General features: G+C 75.0%; 11 protein-coding genes. 8 read left to right on the forward strand and 3 right to left on the reverse strand.

Annotated elements, in window-relative coordinates; all coding sequences use genetic code 11:
• Nucleotides 1–411: 411 nt before the first annotated feature.
• Complete coding sequence (locus ACFY07_RS19795; RefSeq protein WP_390870150.1) at nucleotides 412–1,011, reverse strand: TetR/AcrR family transcriptional regulator; 600 nt, start codon at nucleotides 1,009–1,011, stop codon at nucleotides 412–414.
• 144 nt (nucleotides 1,012–1,155) lie between these two features.
• Between ACFY07_RS19795 and ACFY07_RS19800 the strand changes: the two genes are divergently transcribed.
• Nucleotides 1,156–1,707, forward strand: coding sequence for an ester cyclase (locus tag ACFY07_RS19800; RefSeq protein WP_390870152.1), 552 nt, complete (start codon nucleotides 1,156–1,158; stop codon nucleotides 1,705–1,707).
• Between the two features lie 598 nt (nucleotides 1,708–2,305).
• Here the strand turns inward: ACFY07_RS19800 and ACFY07_RS19805 are convergent.
• Nucleotides 2,306–3,088, reverse strand: a complete 783-nt coding sequence (locus ACFY07_RS19805; RefSeq protein ID WP_390870153.1) for a dioxygenase — start codon at nucleotides 3,086–3,088, stop codon at nucleotides 2,306–2,308.
• An 806-nt stretch (nucleotides 3,089–3,894) separates the two neighbouring features.
• Here ACFY07_RS19805 and ACFY07_RS19810 point away from each other — a divergent pair.
• Together ACFY07_RS19810 and wrbA are read left to right on the forward strand one after the other, a co-directional pair.
• Nucleotides 3,895–4,392, forward strand: a complete 498-nt coding sequence (locus tag ACFY07_RS19810) for a MarR family winged helix-turn-helix transcriptional regulator (RefSeq protein ID WP_390870155.1) — start codon at nucleotides 3,895–3,897, stop codon at nucleotides 4,390–4,392.
• Nucleotides 4,393–5,170: 778 nt separating this feature from the next.
• Entirely contained in the window at nucleotides 5,171–5,788 is a 618-nt protein-coding gene (gene wrbA / locus ACFY07_RS19815; protein WP_390870347.1) for an NAD(P)H:quinone oxidoreductase, read from the forward strand.
• 297 nt (nucleotides 5,789–6,085) lie between these two features.
• On the opposite strand, the gene ACFY07_RS19820 is transcribed toward wrbA, so the two are convergent.
• A complete protein-coding gene (locus tag ACFY07_RS19820; RefSeq protein WP_390870157.1) occupies nucleotides 6,086–9,880 on the reverse strand; it encodes a carboxypeptidase regulatory-like domain-containing protein in 3,795 nt (1,264 codons plus the stop codon).
• An 832-nt stretch (nucleotides 9,881–10,712) separates the two neighbouring features.
• Between ACFY07_RS19820 and ACFY07_RS19825 the strand changes: the two genes are divergently transcribed.
• The 5 genes from ACFY07_RS19825 (at nucleotide 10,713) to ykgO (ending at nucleotide 12,890) form a co-directional block, all read left to right on the forward strand.
• Complete coding sequence (locus ACFY07_RS19825; protein WP_390870159.1) at nucleotides 10,713–10,916, forward strand: cold-shock protein; 204 nt, start codon at nucleotides 10,713–10,715, stop codon at nucleotides 10,914–10,916.
• Nucleotides 10,917–11,258: 342 nt separating this feature from the next.
• Nucleotides 11,259–11,465 (forward strand): hypothetical protein, encoded by a 207-nt coding sequence (locus ACFY07_RS19830; protein ID WP_390870161.1) that lies wholly within the window; start codon nucleotides 11,259–11,261, stop codon nucleotides 11,463–11,465.
• Nucleotides 11,466–11,471: 6 nt separating this feature from the next.
• Entirely contained in the window at nucleotides 11,472–11,780 is a 309-nt protein-coding gene (locus ACFY07_RS19835; protein ID WP_230652300.1) for an SCO5918 family protein, read from the forward strand.
• A gap of 448 nt (nucleotides 11,781–12,228) precedes the next feature.
• A complete protein-coding gene (rpmG, locus tag ACFY07_RS19840) occupies nucleotides 12,229–12,393 on the forward strand; it encodes a 50S ribosomal protein L33 (RefSeq protein ID WP_230652302.1) in 165 nt (54 codons plus the stop codon).
• A gap of 374 nt (nucleotides 12,394–12,767) precedes the next feature.
• Nucleotides 12,768–12,890, forward strand: a complete 123-nt coding sequence (ykgO, locus tag ACFY07_RS19845) for a type B 50S ribosomal protein L36 (RefSeq protein ID WP_390870163.1) — start codon at nucleotides 12,768–12,770, stop codon at nucleotides 12,888–12,890.
• Nucleotides 12,891–13,130 lie beyond the last annotated feature (240 nt).

Below are 13,130 nucleotides of genomic sequence, written 5' to 3' on the forward strand. Positions count from 1 at the left end.
CGGGTGACGTCCCCCGGCTCCTCGGGTACGGCCGTGGACGGTCCCGCGTGAAGTCCGGCTCCGGGCGTCGCGGTGCGAAGAGGCGTGGCACTGCGCGGCATCGACTCCGCGGATCCCGCCGGGGGCGGTGTCCAGCACTCCGGCCCCCTCGGGGCCGGCTCTGACGGCGTGGGTCATGCGTGCGGGCATCCTGGGGGAGTCGCCCGACCCGGGCGTCGGCCTTCCTTGTCCCGGACCGCACCGCCAGCGACCCTGGCGCCGCCCGGAGCCGTTCCTCGCAGCGCGTGTGCAGGTGCGGCGGGGTCGGGGAGTCCGCGGGGGCGGAGGGGTCCGTGAGGTCCTGGGCACCGCCGGCCCCCTCGGCGGAAGGCGGCCCGTCGCCGGTACCGGCGCCTGCCCTCTTCGGGCCGGTCAGGACTTCCCGTACAGCGTGGCGGCGGCGGTCCGGCGCAGGAAGTGCTCGGCGTGCTCCCACGAGCACGCGTTCTCGACCACCAGGGTGCGCCAGCCCGAGGGGCCGAACCAGAACCACAGTGCCTGTGCGGTTTCCCGCTGCGTGCAGGAGGGCGCGGGGAGCAGGGTGTGCAGGTGCCGCGCGACGGTGTCGAGCGCGTCGCGGTAGTCGGCGGTGGCGCGGAGCCGGAGCGCCTCACCGTCCGGATGGGTCGGCAGCGCCTTGTGGATCGCCTCGTGCACGCGGAAGTGCTGCTCGTTGCCCGCCCGCGTGCCGCGCGCGAGGACCTCCAGGACCGCCTCGGGCGTCTCCAGGGCGAGGGCCTGCCGCACGGCCTCCTGGTAGCCCGAGGCGGCCACTCCGCGCGTGACGATCTCGTCCAGGAGGTCGCTCTTGCTGCCCACGCTCGCGAACACCGTCTTCGCCGAGACGCCGGCGGCGGCCGCGATGTCGGCGACGGTGACCAGCCCGTAGCCGCGGTTCGCGAACAGCCCGGTGGCCCGTTCGATGATCTTCTCCCGGGTGAGGGCGGCGGCCTGCTCACGCAGGGGAGACACGTAGGCACGCTTCGGAGACACAGGTCCACCCTACATCGATACATCCAACAAGAAATGATTAGGTAGTATGAAACCTCAATAAGTGCGCGTGTCCGAACCGCGCAGATTCACCGCTGGACGAAAGGCACACCCACGATCATGACCATGAACACCGACGACCTCGCCCGTGGCCTCTTCCGCGTCCTGGAGACGGGCGACGCGGCCCTGGCCGCCGCGGTGGTCTCCGACGACTTCCGCAACCGTGAGGCGACCGTCGCACCCGCCGCCTGCGCCGCGCCGGGACCGGCCGGCGTCCTGGCCTCGGGGGCCTGGATGCGCTCGGCGTTCACCGGCCTGCACTTCGAGATCCTCGACGTGGCCGGCAACGACCGCCAGGTGTGGGTCCGGCTCCGGATGCAGGGACACCACACGGGCCCCTTCGTCCGCTTCAAGGACGGATCGCTCGACCAGGCCGTGCCCCCGACCGGCAGGGACATCGACTTCGAGCAGATCCACGTGCTCGACGTCCGCGACGGCCGGGTGACGGGCCACGAGGCCGTACGGGACGACATCACCATGCTCGGCCAGCTCGGCGTCTTCCCGCCCTCACCCGCCGTCGCCCTGCGCATGGCGGCGTGGAAGGTCACCGGCCGCGCCGGCAGCGCCGCGGCGGACGTCGCCCGACGGGCCGACGAGGCGGCGCTTCTCGCCCGGTGAAGCCGGACCGCGGATCGACGCCCGTGGCGCCGGGAGGGCGCCGCGGTCGGCGACGGGATCGGGGTGGGCCGTCGTACGCGGGCCCGCCCGGCAGGGCGGGCCGGGCGCGGGCCGGCCGGAGCCGTCCGGCCACCGACGCCGTGACGGCCCCGTCACGTCGTCCGCGGTCCTGCGACGGGGCCGCCGGCCCCGGGGGCCGGCACGGCTGCCGGACCCTCGGCGACCGGGTGGCCCGAGAGGGCGTCACCGGGGCCGGGGGACGCCCTCGGAGACGCTGACCGGAGGGCCCGACCGCCGCCCGCCGGGCACGGCGCCCGGCGGTCCGCGGGCGGCAGGTCTGCACGACGTGGATGCGCGAGAACGGCCCCGACGCCGAGGCCGGCCCCGCCGCCGAGGCCGGCACGGCAGCGGGACACGGGGATGCCGGCGCGTACCGCACCGGCCGGCCCCGATTCCCGGCAGACGGTGCCGTCGCGGCGGGCTCCGGGGAGAGGCCCGCCGACGGCCGGGAGCCCGCCGTACAGGACGGCTCATCGCCCCCCTTGCCACCGCCCGCCACGGAGGCGGGACGGCTGTGTCCGCCGGGTGCGCGGCGATGTCAGCCGAACTGCCAGGACCGCTTGGACATCGAGTACCAGAACCCGTCGATCACCGACCGTCCGCTGTCCGACGACTGCGCCGCGGCTCCGAGGCTGACGAACAAGGGAGCGAAGTGCTCGACCGTGGGGTGGGCGATGCCTGCGGCAGGCGCCTTCCGCCGAAAGTCGAAGAGACTGTCGAGGTCCTTCGAGGCGATCGCCTCGTGGACCCACTGGTCGAACTCTGCGGACCATGCGGGTACCGCCCCGGGCGACGGGTTCCGCAAGGCCAGCCGGATGTTGTGGGTGGTGAACCCGCTTCCGACGATCAGGACACCCTCGTCCCTGAGCGGGGCCAGGGCGGTGCCCACCCTGTACAGCATGCGGGGGTCGAGGGAGGGCATGGACATCTGCAGGGTGGGGATGTCGGCGTCCGGGTACATCTCCACCAGGGGTACGTAGGCCCCGTGGTCGAGGCCGCGTCGGGGTTCGTCGTGCACCTGCACCTGGGCCGCGCCCAGAAGGCGCCGCACGGTCGACGCGAGGGCCGGGGCTCCCGGCGCCGGGTACCGCACGTCGTAGTAGCGCTGAGGGAAGCCGCCGAAGTCGTAGAGCAGGGGGATCGTCTCGGTGGCCCCGAGTGTCACCGGGGCGGCCTCCCAGTGCGCCGAGACGATGAGGATCGCGGTCGGCCGCGGCAGGTCCGCCGACCAGGTCGCGAGTTCCGAGGTCCACAACGAGTCGTCGGCGAGTGACGGTGCGCCGTGGCTCAGGTAGAGGACAGGGGTGGCGGGTGGGGTCATGACGGCTTCCTTCTCTGATGGCGGGGAATCGGTTCAGCGGGCGACGCAGAACCGGGTGCTGCGGCGGGCGGGGTCCCGATCTCGTCGACCGGCGCCATGGCGGCATCAGGCCCGGGGGTCATGGACTTCCCCTGCGCGCCGGCCAGCAGCCGGTCCCTGCCGACGCGGTGGGTGCCCGTTGGCCCACCGGGCGCACGGCTGCCGAAGTCGGCAGCCGCGCCGGGGAGGAACCGGCCTGCTCCGGAGCCTGCGGCACGCAGGACGTCCAGGACTTCCTTCCGTGCGACCACCAGGTGCAGGCACTCGGGGAACGGCGGGAGTGTCGGGCGACAGCGGTCCGTCGGGACCCGCGCGCAGGCTGCCGGCACCCCCGCTGCGGCCAGCCGTGGCCCGGTGCGCGGGACCGTCCCCAGCACGGAGGGGACGGCCGTGGCGAGGGTGCCGGCGTTCGGGCCCGGGGCCGCGACGAGACGATCACGTCGGACGTGGCGGCGGGTCGGCCAGGGGGCCGGGTCGCAGACCGGTCCGGCGCGGACGGCCACTCCCGGCCTGGCCCCGTGTGCCCCTCCGCGGTCGACCGCCCTCGCATCACGGCCCCGGCGCAGCGCTCCTTCGACGATGCGGCCCCGGCATGTCCGGGCGCTCCCCGCACTGCGATGGAGGTCATGGCTGCGCCTTTCGGGGGGTCCGCGCTCCGTCGGTGAACTGAAGGTTCAGCTCATCGGTCACACGGTGAACTGAAGCTTCAGCTCACCGTACGTCCGAGGTATTTGAAGCGTCAACTGATCGCCGGTACCGTGGTCCCCGTGACCGAACCGGACTGGCTGGACGAGCAGGAGATGGACACCTGGCTGCAGATCGCCCACGTCCTGACCAGACTGCCCCACGCGCTCGACGCACAGCTGGTCCGCGACGCCGGCCTTCGGCACTTCGACTTCCAGGTCCTCACCCAGCTCTCCCAGGCACCGGCGCGAACCTTGCGCATGCATGAGCTGGCAGCCCAGGTCAGCGCCTCCTCCTCCCGGATCGCCCACGTGGTGGACCGCCTGGAAGGACATGGCTGGGTGCACCGCGAACCCTGCGCGGAGGACGGACGCTTCACCAACGCCACACTCACCGACGAGGGATGGCGGAAGGTCGTCGAGACGGCGCCCGGCCATGTCGCGACCGTGCGGCGCCTCGTGATCGACACGATGAGCCGCGAGGAGCTCGCCCGGGTGGGCAGCATCGGGCGGCGCATCCTCCAAGCCCTCGACTCTCCCCCGCCTGACGCCCGGCCCACAGGAACCCGCAGATCACGATGACGCACCCGCCCCTCGGACCGAGTTCGGCGGCCGACCTCCGCTGATCGTCCTCGAGGCATCCGAGCCGGTCGCCCCTGTGGCGGTCCTTCGAACACGGCGACGGCCTCCGCTCCACGCTGCGAGATGCCGCTCCGGCCGTCGGCGCCGAGGGGTGTCCGCCGAGCAGGCCGCCGGCATGCACCCGCCGCCCGGAAACGGCGCCGCACCGCCCACCCGATGCGGACCGCCGGCCCGGCAGGCCGACTCAGCGTGCCCGTCCGCGCACACCCCGCCGCAGGCCGTGTCCACGTGCTCGAAGCGGCGCACCCGCATCCGCAGCGCCTCCCGGTGCACCTCGAGCCCCACGCCGGCGACCCGGCCGCCCCGTCCCACCCCTCCTGCGGACCGCAGCAGCGCCACCGCACCCCGCAGGAACTCGCCGCCGCACTTCGACGGACGTCCCACCCGGGGCCCCCTCAGGGATCCGCGGACCCGGTGGCCAGAGGTGTCCGCACCCAGGGGGCGACCTCACCCGCCGACCGCCCCCTGGCGCTCGTCGCGCACGGCCGTCGGCCCGGCCGCTGCGGCTCATCCGCCGGTCGCAGTCCGCACCCGGCCTGCCGGGTCGACATCTCCCGCCACAACTGTTTATCCTTCAACCAGTCGGCACGGCGGCGCCCCGCCGCCCCGCCGCGCCCACCCGCCCCACCGGCCCGCACACAGAGAAGCCACCGCCATGGGCCTCTTCCGCCGCACCCGCACCACCACCGCCCCGCACACCCCCCAGGAGGAAACCGCCATGACCACCCCCGTCAAGCTCGCCGTCGTCTACTACTCCTCGACCGGCACCATCACCGAGATCGCCAAGGAGATCGCCCAGGCCGCCGAGAAGGCCGGCGCCGAGGTCCGCCTGGTCAAGGCCGCCGAGCTGGCCCCCCAGGCCGCCATCGAGTCCAACCCCGCCTGGGCCGCCAACCGCGCCGCCACCGCGGACGTCGCCGAGGCCACCGCCGCCGACATCGAGTGGGCCGACGCCGTGATCTTCGGCTCCCCCACCCGCTTCGGCAACATCGCCTCCCAGCTCAAGCAGTTCATCGACACCCTCGGCGGCCTGTGGGCCCAGGGCAAGCTCGCCGACAAGGTCTACAGCGGCTTCGCCTCCTCCGCCACCACCCACGGCGGCCAGGAGTCCACCCTCCTCGCGCTCTACAACTCCTTCCACCACTTCGGCGGCATCATCGTCGCCCCCGGCTACACCGACCCCGCCAAGTTCGTCGACGGCAACCCCTACGGCACCTCCCACGTCGACGCCCAGGGCAACAACCCGGTCGGCGACGCCACCCGCACCGCCGCCCGCATCCAGGCCGAGCGCGTCGTCAAGATCGCCACCGCCCTCAAGCACGGCCTCACCGCCTGACAGCGAACACACCCGCACCGTCCCGTCCCGTCCCGCACCGCACCCGCACCCCGGGGCGGGGCGGGGCGGGACGGTGACCGGCCGGCCGCCGCGGGGCCGGCGGGGACCCGGCAGTGCAGGTCCCCCGGCCGGACGACGGCCGGGAGCCCTCCGACGCAGCCCCGCCCGGGCACGGAGGCGCAGGCGGGCGGCCGAACCCGGCAGGCCCGAGGACCGGGGCGCAGCCCACGGCGGCCGCCGCGCCCCCGGGCGGCGCGACCGCCCGCCCGGGGACGCGGTCCCACGGACCGCACGGCGCTACCGGGTGCGGCGCCCCACCACGCGCAGGCGGACCGGGACGGCCGGCACCCAGTACGGGGTGTCGCTGCCCAGGACCAGGGAGGCCGACCAGTCACCGGACCCGCCGGCCCCGCGCGCGCTCAGCCTCACCGTGAACGAGGCGCTCCGCCCCGGCCGCAGCGTCAGCCGGCGCGGACTCTCCGACAGCCAGCGCACGTCCGACTCGGTCCCGTCGTACCCCGGGAGCAGGTCCGCGGAGGCCACCGGGACGGGGAAGCGGCTCTGGGCGCTGCCGCCCACCCGGTACAGGCCGGGGGCGCCTCCGCCGCGGTAGACCGCGGTGGGCGCGTCCGGCAGCGCGCTCCAGGCGTCCGCGCCCGGGTCGTAGGCGTACCCCTGCGCGGTGAGGACCCGGTTCACCCCGACCCGCTTGAAGCCCCCGGACACCAGGAGCTGCCCGTCCGCGGCCGCGTAGGCGCCGGCGGCCAGCCCCACCGGCATGTCCGCGATGGGCCGCCAGCTGTCGGACCCCGGGTCGAAGACGTACCCGGCACCGGTCTCGACGTAGTCGTGGATGCCGCCCGCGCAGTACAGCCGGCCGCTGACCGCGCCGCACGAGGCCCAGCCGACCGACTGCGGATAGTCCGCGGCCCTGGACCACCTGCGCGAACCCGGGTCGAAGACGTACACCGTCCTCGAGCACTGGGCGTTGGTGCATCCGCCGACCACGTAGAGCCGCCCGTCGAGCACCGCGCCCGCCGCCCCGAAGCGCCCCTCGGGGATGCCGGGGCCCCGGGTCCAGGTGCCGCCGGCGACGTCGTACACCTGCATGGTGCGGCTCACGGCCTCCCCGGCGGCCCAGCCGCCCACGGTGTAGAGACGGCCGCCGATGAGGCCGTGCGCGGCGGCCTGCCGGGGCTCGGGGGCGTCGGCACCCCGTGTCCAGGCTCCCGCCGACGGGTCGTAGACGTAGAGACCCGCGGTGGGAGTGCGGCCGTCCGACGATCCGAGAGCGGAGTAGACCCTGCCCCGGTAGCTCTCCACCGCGTTGTCCATCACGGGGACGGGCAGGTCGGGCAGCCCGCGCCAGGCGGTGCCCGGAGCCGCGGCGCCGGGCCCGGCCCCGGTGCGCTCGCCGATCCGCAGCGTCGCGGGAGCGGTGCCGCTGTTGCGCACCGTCACCCTCCGCACCACCACGCCGTGCGCGGTGGCGGCCGCCTCGATGCGGGCGGCCCCGACCGACAGCCGGCCCGCGGCGAGGACGAAGGAGGCCGCGGCGGCCCGGTCGTCGGCCACGGCCACCGTGCGGGAGGCCGGACGGTAGGCGGGCGAGGACGCCGTGAAGGTGCGCCGGCCGCCGCCGGGGACGAACAGCCGGTACAGGCCGTCGCCGACCCGCGGATCACCGGCGGTCGCCGCCGTCACCGCCGAGGGCCCGTCCGGGGAACCGGTGCGCACGACCGCGCCGACCAGGCCCCGTCCGGTGTTCGCGTCGGTGACGGTGCCCGTGAGCACGCCGCCCCGGACGGGCGTGAGGACCCGCTCGGCGACCGTCACGTCGTCGACGGCCCACAGCATGCCCGGCCCGGTGTAGTGGAAGCGCACCCGCACCGCCCCCTTCCCGGCGTAGGCCGTCAGCGGGATCTCCACCCGGCCGCCCGCCCACAGCTGGTCCTGGTGCCACACCGCGGTCCAGGTCCTGCCGCCGTCGGCGGTGACCTCCACGTCGCCGGACTGGTCGGCGGCCCCCTCGTAGTCGGTGCTGAACGCCAGCTCGGGGTCGCCCGCGCGGCGGAAGTCGTACGCCGGGCTGACCAGCAGGGTGTCCAGGGGCGTGTCCCGGCCGGCGTGGCTGTTGTCGGCGACGGCGAACCCGCCGGAGCCCCCGGTGGTGTTGCCCCGGCCGCCCGGGTCGTCGAAGGCCCAGCCGTGCCCGGTGCCCGCGGCGTCGACCACCTCCCAGCCCCGCGGGGCCCCGGCGGGCGAGTCGAAGGACTGGGTGTCCAGGGTGTCCACCCTCAGGGTGTACGCCGGGTTCCCGTCCGCCCAGGTGTCGGCGGGCAGCGCCAGCCCGAGGGTCCGGTCGGCGTCCCGCACCGCCACCTGCCGGACGAGGGAGCGGTAGTGGGTGTCGTCGCTGACGACCCGCAGGGTGTAGGTGTGGTTCTCGGGCAGGTCCAGGCGGTACGCCCCGGTCAGGGCGTCGGACCACACGGGGGCGCCCGGCACCCCGTCCACGGTGATCCTCGCGTGGAGCGGCCAGCCGTGGCCCGACCCGTCGGTGACGGTGCCCGAGACACGGTGGGTGGCGAGCCTGCGCAGCGCGAAGTCCCGGGTCGTGGCGCCGCCGTCGGCGACGGGGACCTCCGGCGCCCCGCCCGGCGCGTAGCCGTAGGCGGTCACCCGGACCCCGGGGCTGCCGGCCGGCAGCGGCAGGGTGTAGCGGCCCCGGCCGTCGGTGGTGGCGGTGCGGATGCCCGCTGTCACCAGGGCCGCGGCGACCGGCGCGCCGGTGGCGCCGTCGGTGACCGTCCCGGAGAGCGTGCCGTGCGGCCCCATCCGGAAGGCCGCCGTCCCGTCCGGGGTGCCCAGGCCCGTGGGGCCGTCGTAGCCGGCGCCCGCGGTGCACAGGTACGCCGGCGCGCACCTCCCGTTCGACCCCGTCGTCACGTCGTGGAGTCCGGAGCCGCCGGCGGCGTACGGGTAGACGGCGGGGTAGCTCCCGGCGACCGGGGTTCCCGCGTCCGCGTACACGCCCGCGATGATCGGCGCCGAGGCGCTGGTGCCGCCGGCGACGCCCCAGCCGCCGGACGCGCCGTAGGTGTCGTAGACGGCGACACCCGTGGCCGGGTCGGCCACCGCGGAGACGTCGGCGACGGTGCGTCCGGGGCAGCCGGTGTCCCGCTGGAAGGCCGGCTTGGGCTCGTACCGGGAGCAGCCGGAACCGGTGCCGCCGCCGTCGTGGCTCCACACCGACTCGGACCAGCCGCGCGAGGCGGACGGGTCCCTGGCGAGCGTGGTGCCGCCGACCGCCGTGACGTGCGGGGAGGCGGCGGGGTAGGCGACGCCGTAGCGGTTGTCGCCGGAGGAGGCGACCACCGCGACGCCCGGGTGGTCGTAGTGCGCGTCCGCCGCGGACTCCGCGGGGTCCTCGGGGTAGTAGAGGTAGTTGGAGCCGTAGGAGTTGGAGACGTACCGGGCGCCGAGGGCCACCGCCCGGTCCACGGCGCTCCCCAGCGCGTCGATGCCGGCCGTGTCGGCCTCGACCAGCAGGATCCGCGCACGGGGGGCCACGGCGGAGACCATGTCCAGGTCGAGCGAGATCTCGCCGGCCCAGCCCGGGTCCGGGGCGGGGTAGCCGGTTCCGCCGCGCTGGTCGACCTTGGTGAAACAGCCGTTCGCGGTGGTGCAGGCGGGCAGCCCGTACTGCGTGCGGTAGACGGCCAGGTCGGCCTCGGCGTTCGGGTTGTCGAAGGCGTCGACGACCGCGATGGTCGCACCCGCCCCCCCGTCGGCGGGCAGACCGTAGGCGCTGCGCAGGTCGGCCGGGCCGAATCCCTGGGGGGCGTCCTGGGCGGACCGCAGGCCCCTGCGCGGTGTGAGGCCGGTACGGCGCAGGCCGAAGCAGGTGAACTCGTGCGGCCCGGGCGGACCGCACAGCCGCTCGACACCACCGGACGGCCCACCGGCGGCCGACGGCTCCGCGCTCCCCCCGGTGCCGGCCGGGTCCGGGGCCGGGGCGCCGAACGCGGTCAGGACGGCGGTGCTCAGCAGCGCCGCACAGGCGGCCGACCAGCCCCGCCGACGCGGCACGGATCTCCGAAATATCGACAAATCACCACTCCTGTCGGCAACGTGACGGCGGCCGCACACGGCGGCCCCGCACCAGGGAGTTGCAGACCCGACCGGAAAAGTTCACGCGCGGCCCGCCGCGGCCACCCCCGGCGAACCGGAATCCCGGAACCCCCGGCGCACGACACCCGGGACCCCCGCCCGCTGCCCACCGGGCCGCCCACCAGCACGGAACACGCCCAGCCCACCGGGCCGCCCACCAGCACGGAACACGCCCAGCCCACCGGGCCGCCCACCAGCACGGAACACCCCGGGCCCCGGCAACGCGGCAGCGGCCTCCCGGCCTCTCTGCCCGTCCTCGACACGCTCCACGGCCCGAGGCCGGACCCGCTCCCGCACGCCCCTCCCGGCGTCGGCCGACCCGCCGACCCGCGCATGTCCCACCGCACCAGGACCACCGAGGACGCTTCTCGGCCGCCGGGGGACCAGCCCCGACCCCACGCGACCACCTTCAGTCCCGCGCCGGCGCGCGGAGCCGGACGGCCGAGCCCGGGATCACCGACCGAGTCGCTCCGTATCTGCGCCCGCGAGGTGAGAGTTCCACCGACCACGCGGCGAGAGTTCTTGCCGCGATGGAGGAAATGGAATTTCGCGGCGCGCACGGCCCGTCGCGGCGTGCTACCGTCGATCTCGGTTGCAGTTGTGGTTCCCAAAACTTCAAGTGCCCCCGCCCGGCTCCTGCCGGCGGGAGCGCTTCTGTATTTCCGGTCGTTTTCCGGGCGGGGTGATCATCGCGGCGACACGGTGTCCTCACGGTGTGGATTCCGATGTATTGCCCCAAAGGAGACATGACATGGCCGCCGGTACCGTGAAGTGGTTCAACGCGGAAAAGGGCTTCGGTTTCATCGAGCAGGACGGCGGCGGCGCCGACGTGTTCGCCCACTACTCGAACATCGCCGCCCAGGGCTTCCGTGAGCTTCAGGAGGGCCAGAAGGTGAACTTCGACATCGCGCAGGGCCAGAAGGGCCCGACGGCCGAGAACATCGTTCCGGCCTGACGCCCGCGCACCATCCGCAGCCGGGGCCCGCATCCTCCGGGGTGCGGGCCCCAGCCGCACGCGGCCCCCGCAGCAGATTCACCCGCGGGACGACCGGAGGAATCCGCCGCCCCGCCGCGCGCGGCGTCCCTTCGGGGATGCAGGCGCATCCTGGGGGCTGCGCCGCGGCCGGCGCCCGGATCCCGAATCCCCCGTCGCGTCACCCGTTCCGGCACCTGCGCCCCCGGAGGTCCCCGCCGGACGGATCCGCATTCTTTTGCCGCCGGTTCATACGTGTTGTTCTCCATGCCGTTCATCGGGGCGGGAATTCCTTGATAGGTGCCGCATCGAGGAGGGTTCCGCATGAACCGCACACGGACGAACGACCGCTCCGCCCGCACCCGCAACGGCAGTGACGACGCCGGGAAGGGCGGCAGCCGCTTCGGCTCGCAGGCGCCGCGCCGTCCCGGCACCCTGTCCGCGGCCGGTGCGGAGGGCGGCACCCGGGGCGTCCTCGGCCTCCCCCGCCGACCCCACCCCGGCCGGACCGTTCCCCTCCTCTCGCTGTGAGGCCACATGCGCTGCGTCATCGCCCGCTTCCCCTTCGAACTCACCAGGAGCGGCGTGCTGGAATCGATGAAGGGCGTCAAGCCCGAACCGGGTACCGGCGCGTCGGTGATCATCGGCCGGCGCCACTACCCCGTCAAGCAGGTCGGCCAGGTCATCACCCGCCAGGACCGCCGTGACTTCAGCGCCGCCGAAGTCATCCGGGCCATGACCCGGCTCGGCTTCACCTGCCGCACCCTCCCCGAGGCCGCCCCCGCGCGCGTCCTCAGTCCGCTCCAGCAGGCCTCGGTGACGCTCGGCGCCCCTGTGCCCGTCTGACCGGCGGGACAGGCGGGACAGGCGGGACAGGCGACGAGCCGACACCCGCACCGCAGGGGGGCCCGACCGGCGTGTGCCGGCCGGGACCCACTGCGGCTTTTCCGCCCTCGGCCCGACGCCGCCGGGTGCAGGGCGAGGACGGCTCTGCCCAGGCCCGGTCACGCAGGTGACGCCGGTGGCGCTGCAACGGGGGGCTGCACGGCAGCCGCCCGGGCATCGGGGTGGCCACCACCTGCCCGCCGACCGCGCGGATACCGGCGCGGGAGACGCCACCGTACCCCCGGGGCGGGGCGCGGCGGGCGGAGAGGCGCTCCAGGGGGCCGGTGGTCCGCGTGTGCCGGGACCGCCCACCGGCGACGCCGGGAATGCGGGACCGGTGGATGCCGTTGTGCAGCGTGACTGACATGCTCGAGTCAGCAGACTCGGGTGCACGTGAAAGGGGCACCTCATGGCACGCAGCACCACGCGGCCCGTCGTCACGCTGAGGTCGACGGCCGGCACCGGCGTCACCTACACGACCCGCAAGAACCGCCTCAACGACCCCGACCGGCTGGTCCTGCGCAAGTACGACCCGGTGGCCGGCGCGCACGTCGTCTTCCGCGAGGAACGCTGACCTTCTGCCTCTGCCCCCACCCCTGCCCCTGTCGCCCGGCGACGGAGGCATCCGGGAAGGGCACCGCCACACGGCACGGCACTCATCCTGTCTCCCGCACCGCCGCTCTCCGCGGCCGTGCGGCAGGCTTCGCACGGCCCGTACCCCCACCCGTCGCAGCGCAGCGCACGGCGGAGGGGAAGGGCAACGGCACGCATCCGGTCGTCGACGTCGAGGTCTCGTCGGCGAGCCACCCGCTCCCCCACGGCAGCTGCCGTGCCGCGGACACCGCGACACCGCGGGACGGGTGCAACGGCTCGGGCGGCGCTGCGGAGGCACCGCCCAGGTCCGCCGTCGACGGCGGACCTGGTTCGATCGTACGGAAGGAGACCGCAGTGAAGGTTCGCAAGTCGTTGCGTTCGCTGAAGAACAGGCCCGGCGCCCAGGTGGTGCGGCGGCGCGGCGCGACGTTCGTGATCAACAAGAAGGACCCGCGGTTCAAGGCCCGCCAGGGCTGACAGCCGGCGCTCCGCACACGAGCGGCCCGGCACACGAGGGGCCCGGCACCGGCAACCCGGTGCCGGGCCGCTCGGCGTCCCGGTGGGCGAACGACGTCACCGAGGCGTCGGCGGCCCGGCCGGCCCGGCCGAGAGCCCGGCCGCGCGGTGGAACTGCGGTCCGCGGTTCCGGACGCGGCCCGGCCTCAGCGGCCTCACCCCGACCCGGTCACGATCGTCCTCGGCACGAACGGCTGCCCC

Source organism: Streptomyces sp. NPDC001380 (genome assembly GCF_042895785.1).
Taxonomy (GTDB): domain Bacteria; phylum Actinomycetota; class Actinomycetes; order Streptomycetales; family Streptomycetaceae; genus Peterkaempfera.

What these genes read in the sequence shown, in the direction of transcription:
- ACFY07_RS19800 (WP_390870152.1), top strand. Translation starts at nt 1,156, where the DNA reads ATGAACACCGACGACCTCGCCCGTGGCCTCTTCCGCGTCCTGGAGACG.
- ACFY07_RS19805 (WP_390870153.1), bottom strand. Translation starts at nt 3,088, where the DNA reads ATGACCCCACCCGCCACCCCTGTCCTCTACCTGAGCCACGGCGCACCG.
- wrbA (WP_390870347.1), top strand. Translation starts at nt 5,171, where the DNA reads ATGACCACCCCCGTCAAGCTCGCCGTCGTCTACTACTCCTCGACCGGC.
- ACFY07_RS19825 (WP_390870159.1), top strand. Translation starts at nt 10,713, where the DNA reads ATGGCCGCCGGTACCGTGAAGTGGTTCAACGCGGAAAAGGGCTTCGGT.
- ACFY07_RS19830 (WP_390870161.1), top strand. Translation starts at nt 11,259, where the DNA reads ATGAACCGCACACGGACGAACGACCGCTCCGCCCGCACCCGCAACGGC.
- ACFY07_RS19835 (WP_230652300.1), top strand. Translation starts at nt 11,472, where the DNA reads ATGCGCTGCGTCATCGCCCGCTTCCCCTTCGAACTCACCAGGAGCGGC.
- rpmG (WP_230652302.1), top strand. Translation starts at nt 12,229, where the DNA reads ATGGCACGCAGCACCACGCGGCCCGTCGTCACGCTGAGGTCGACGGCC.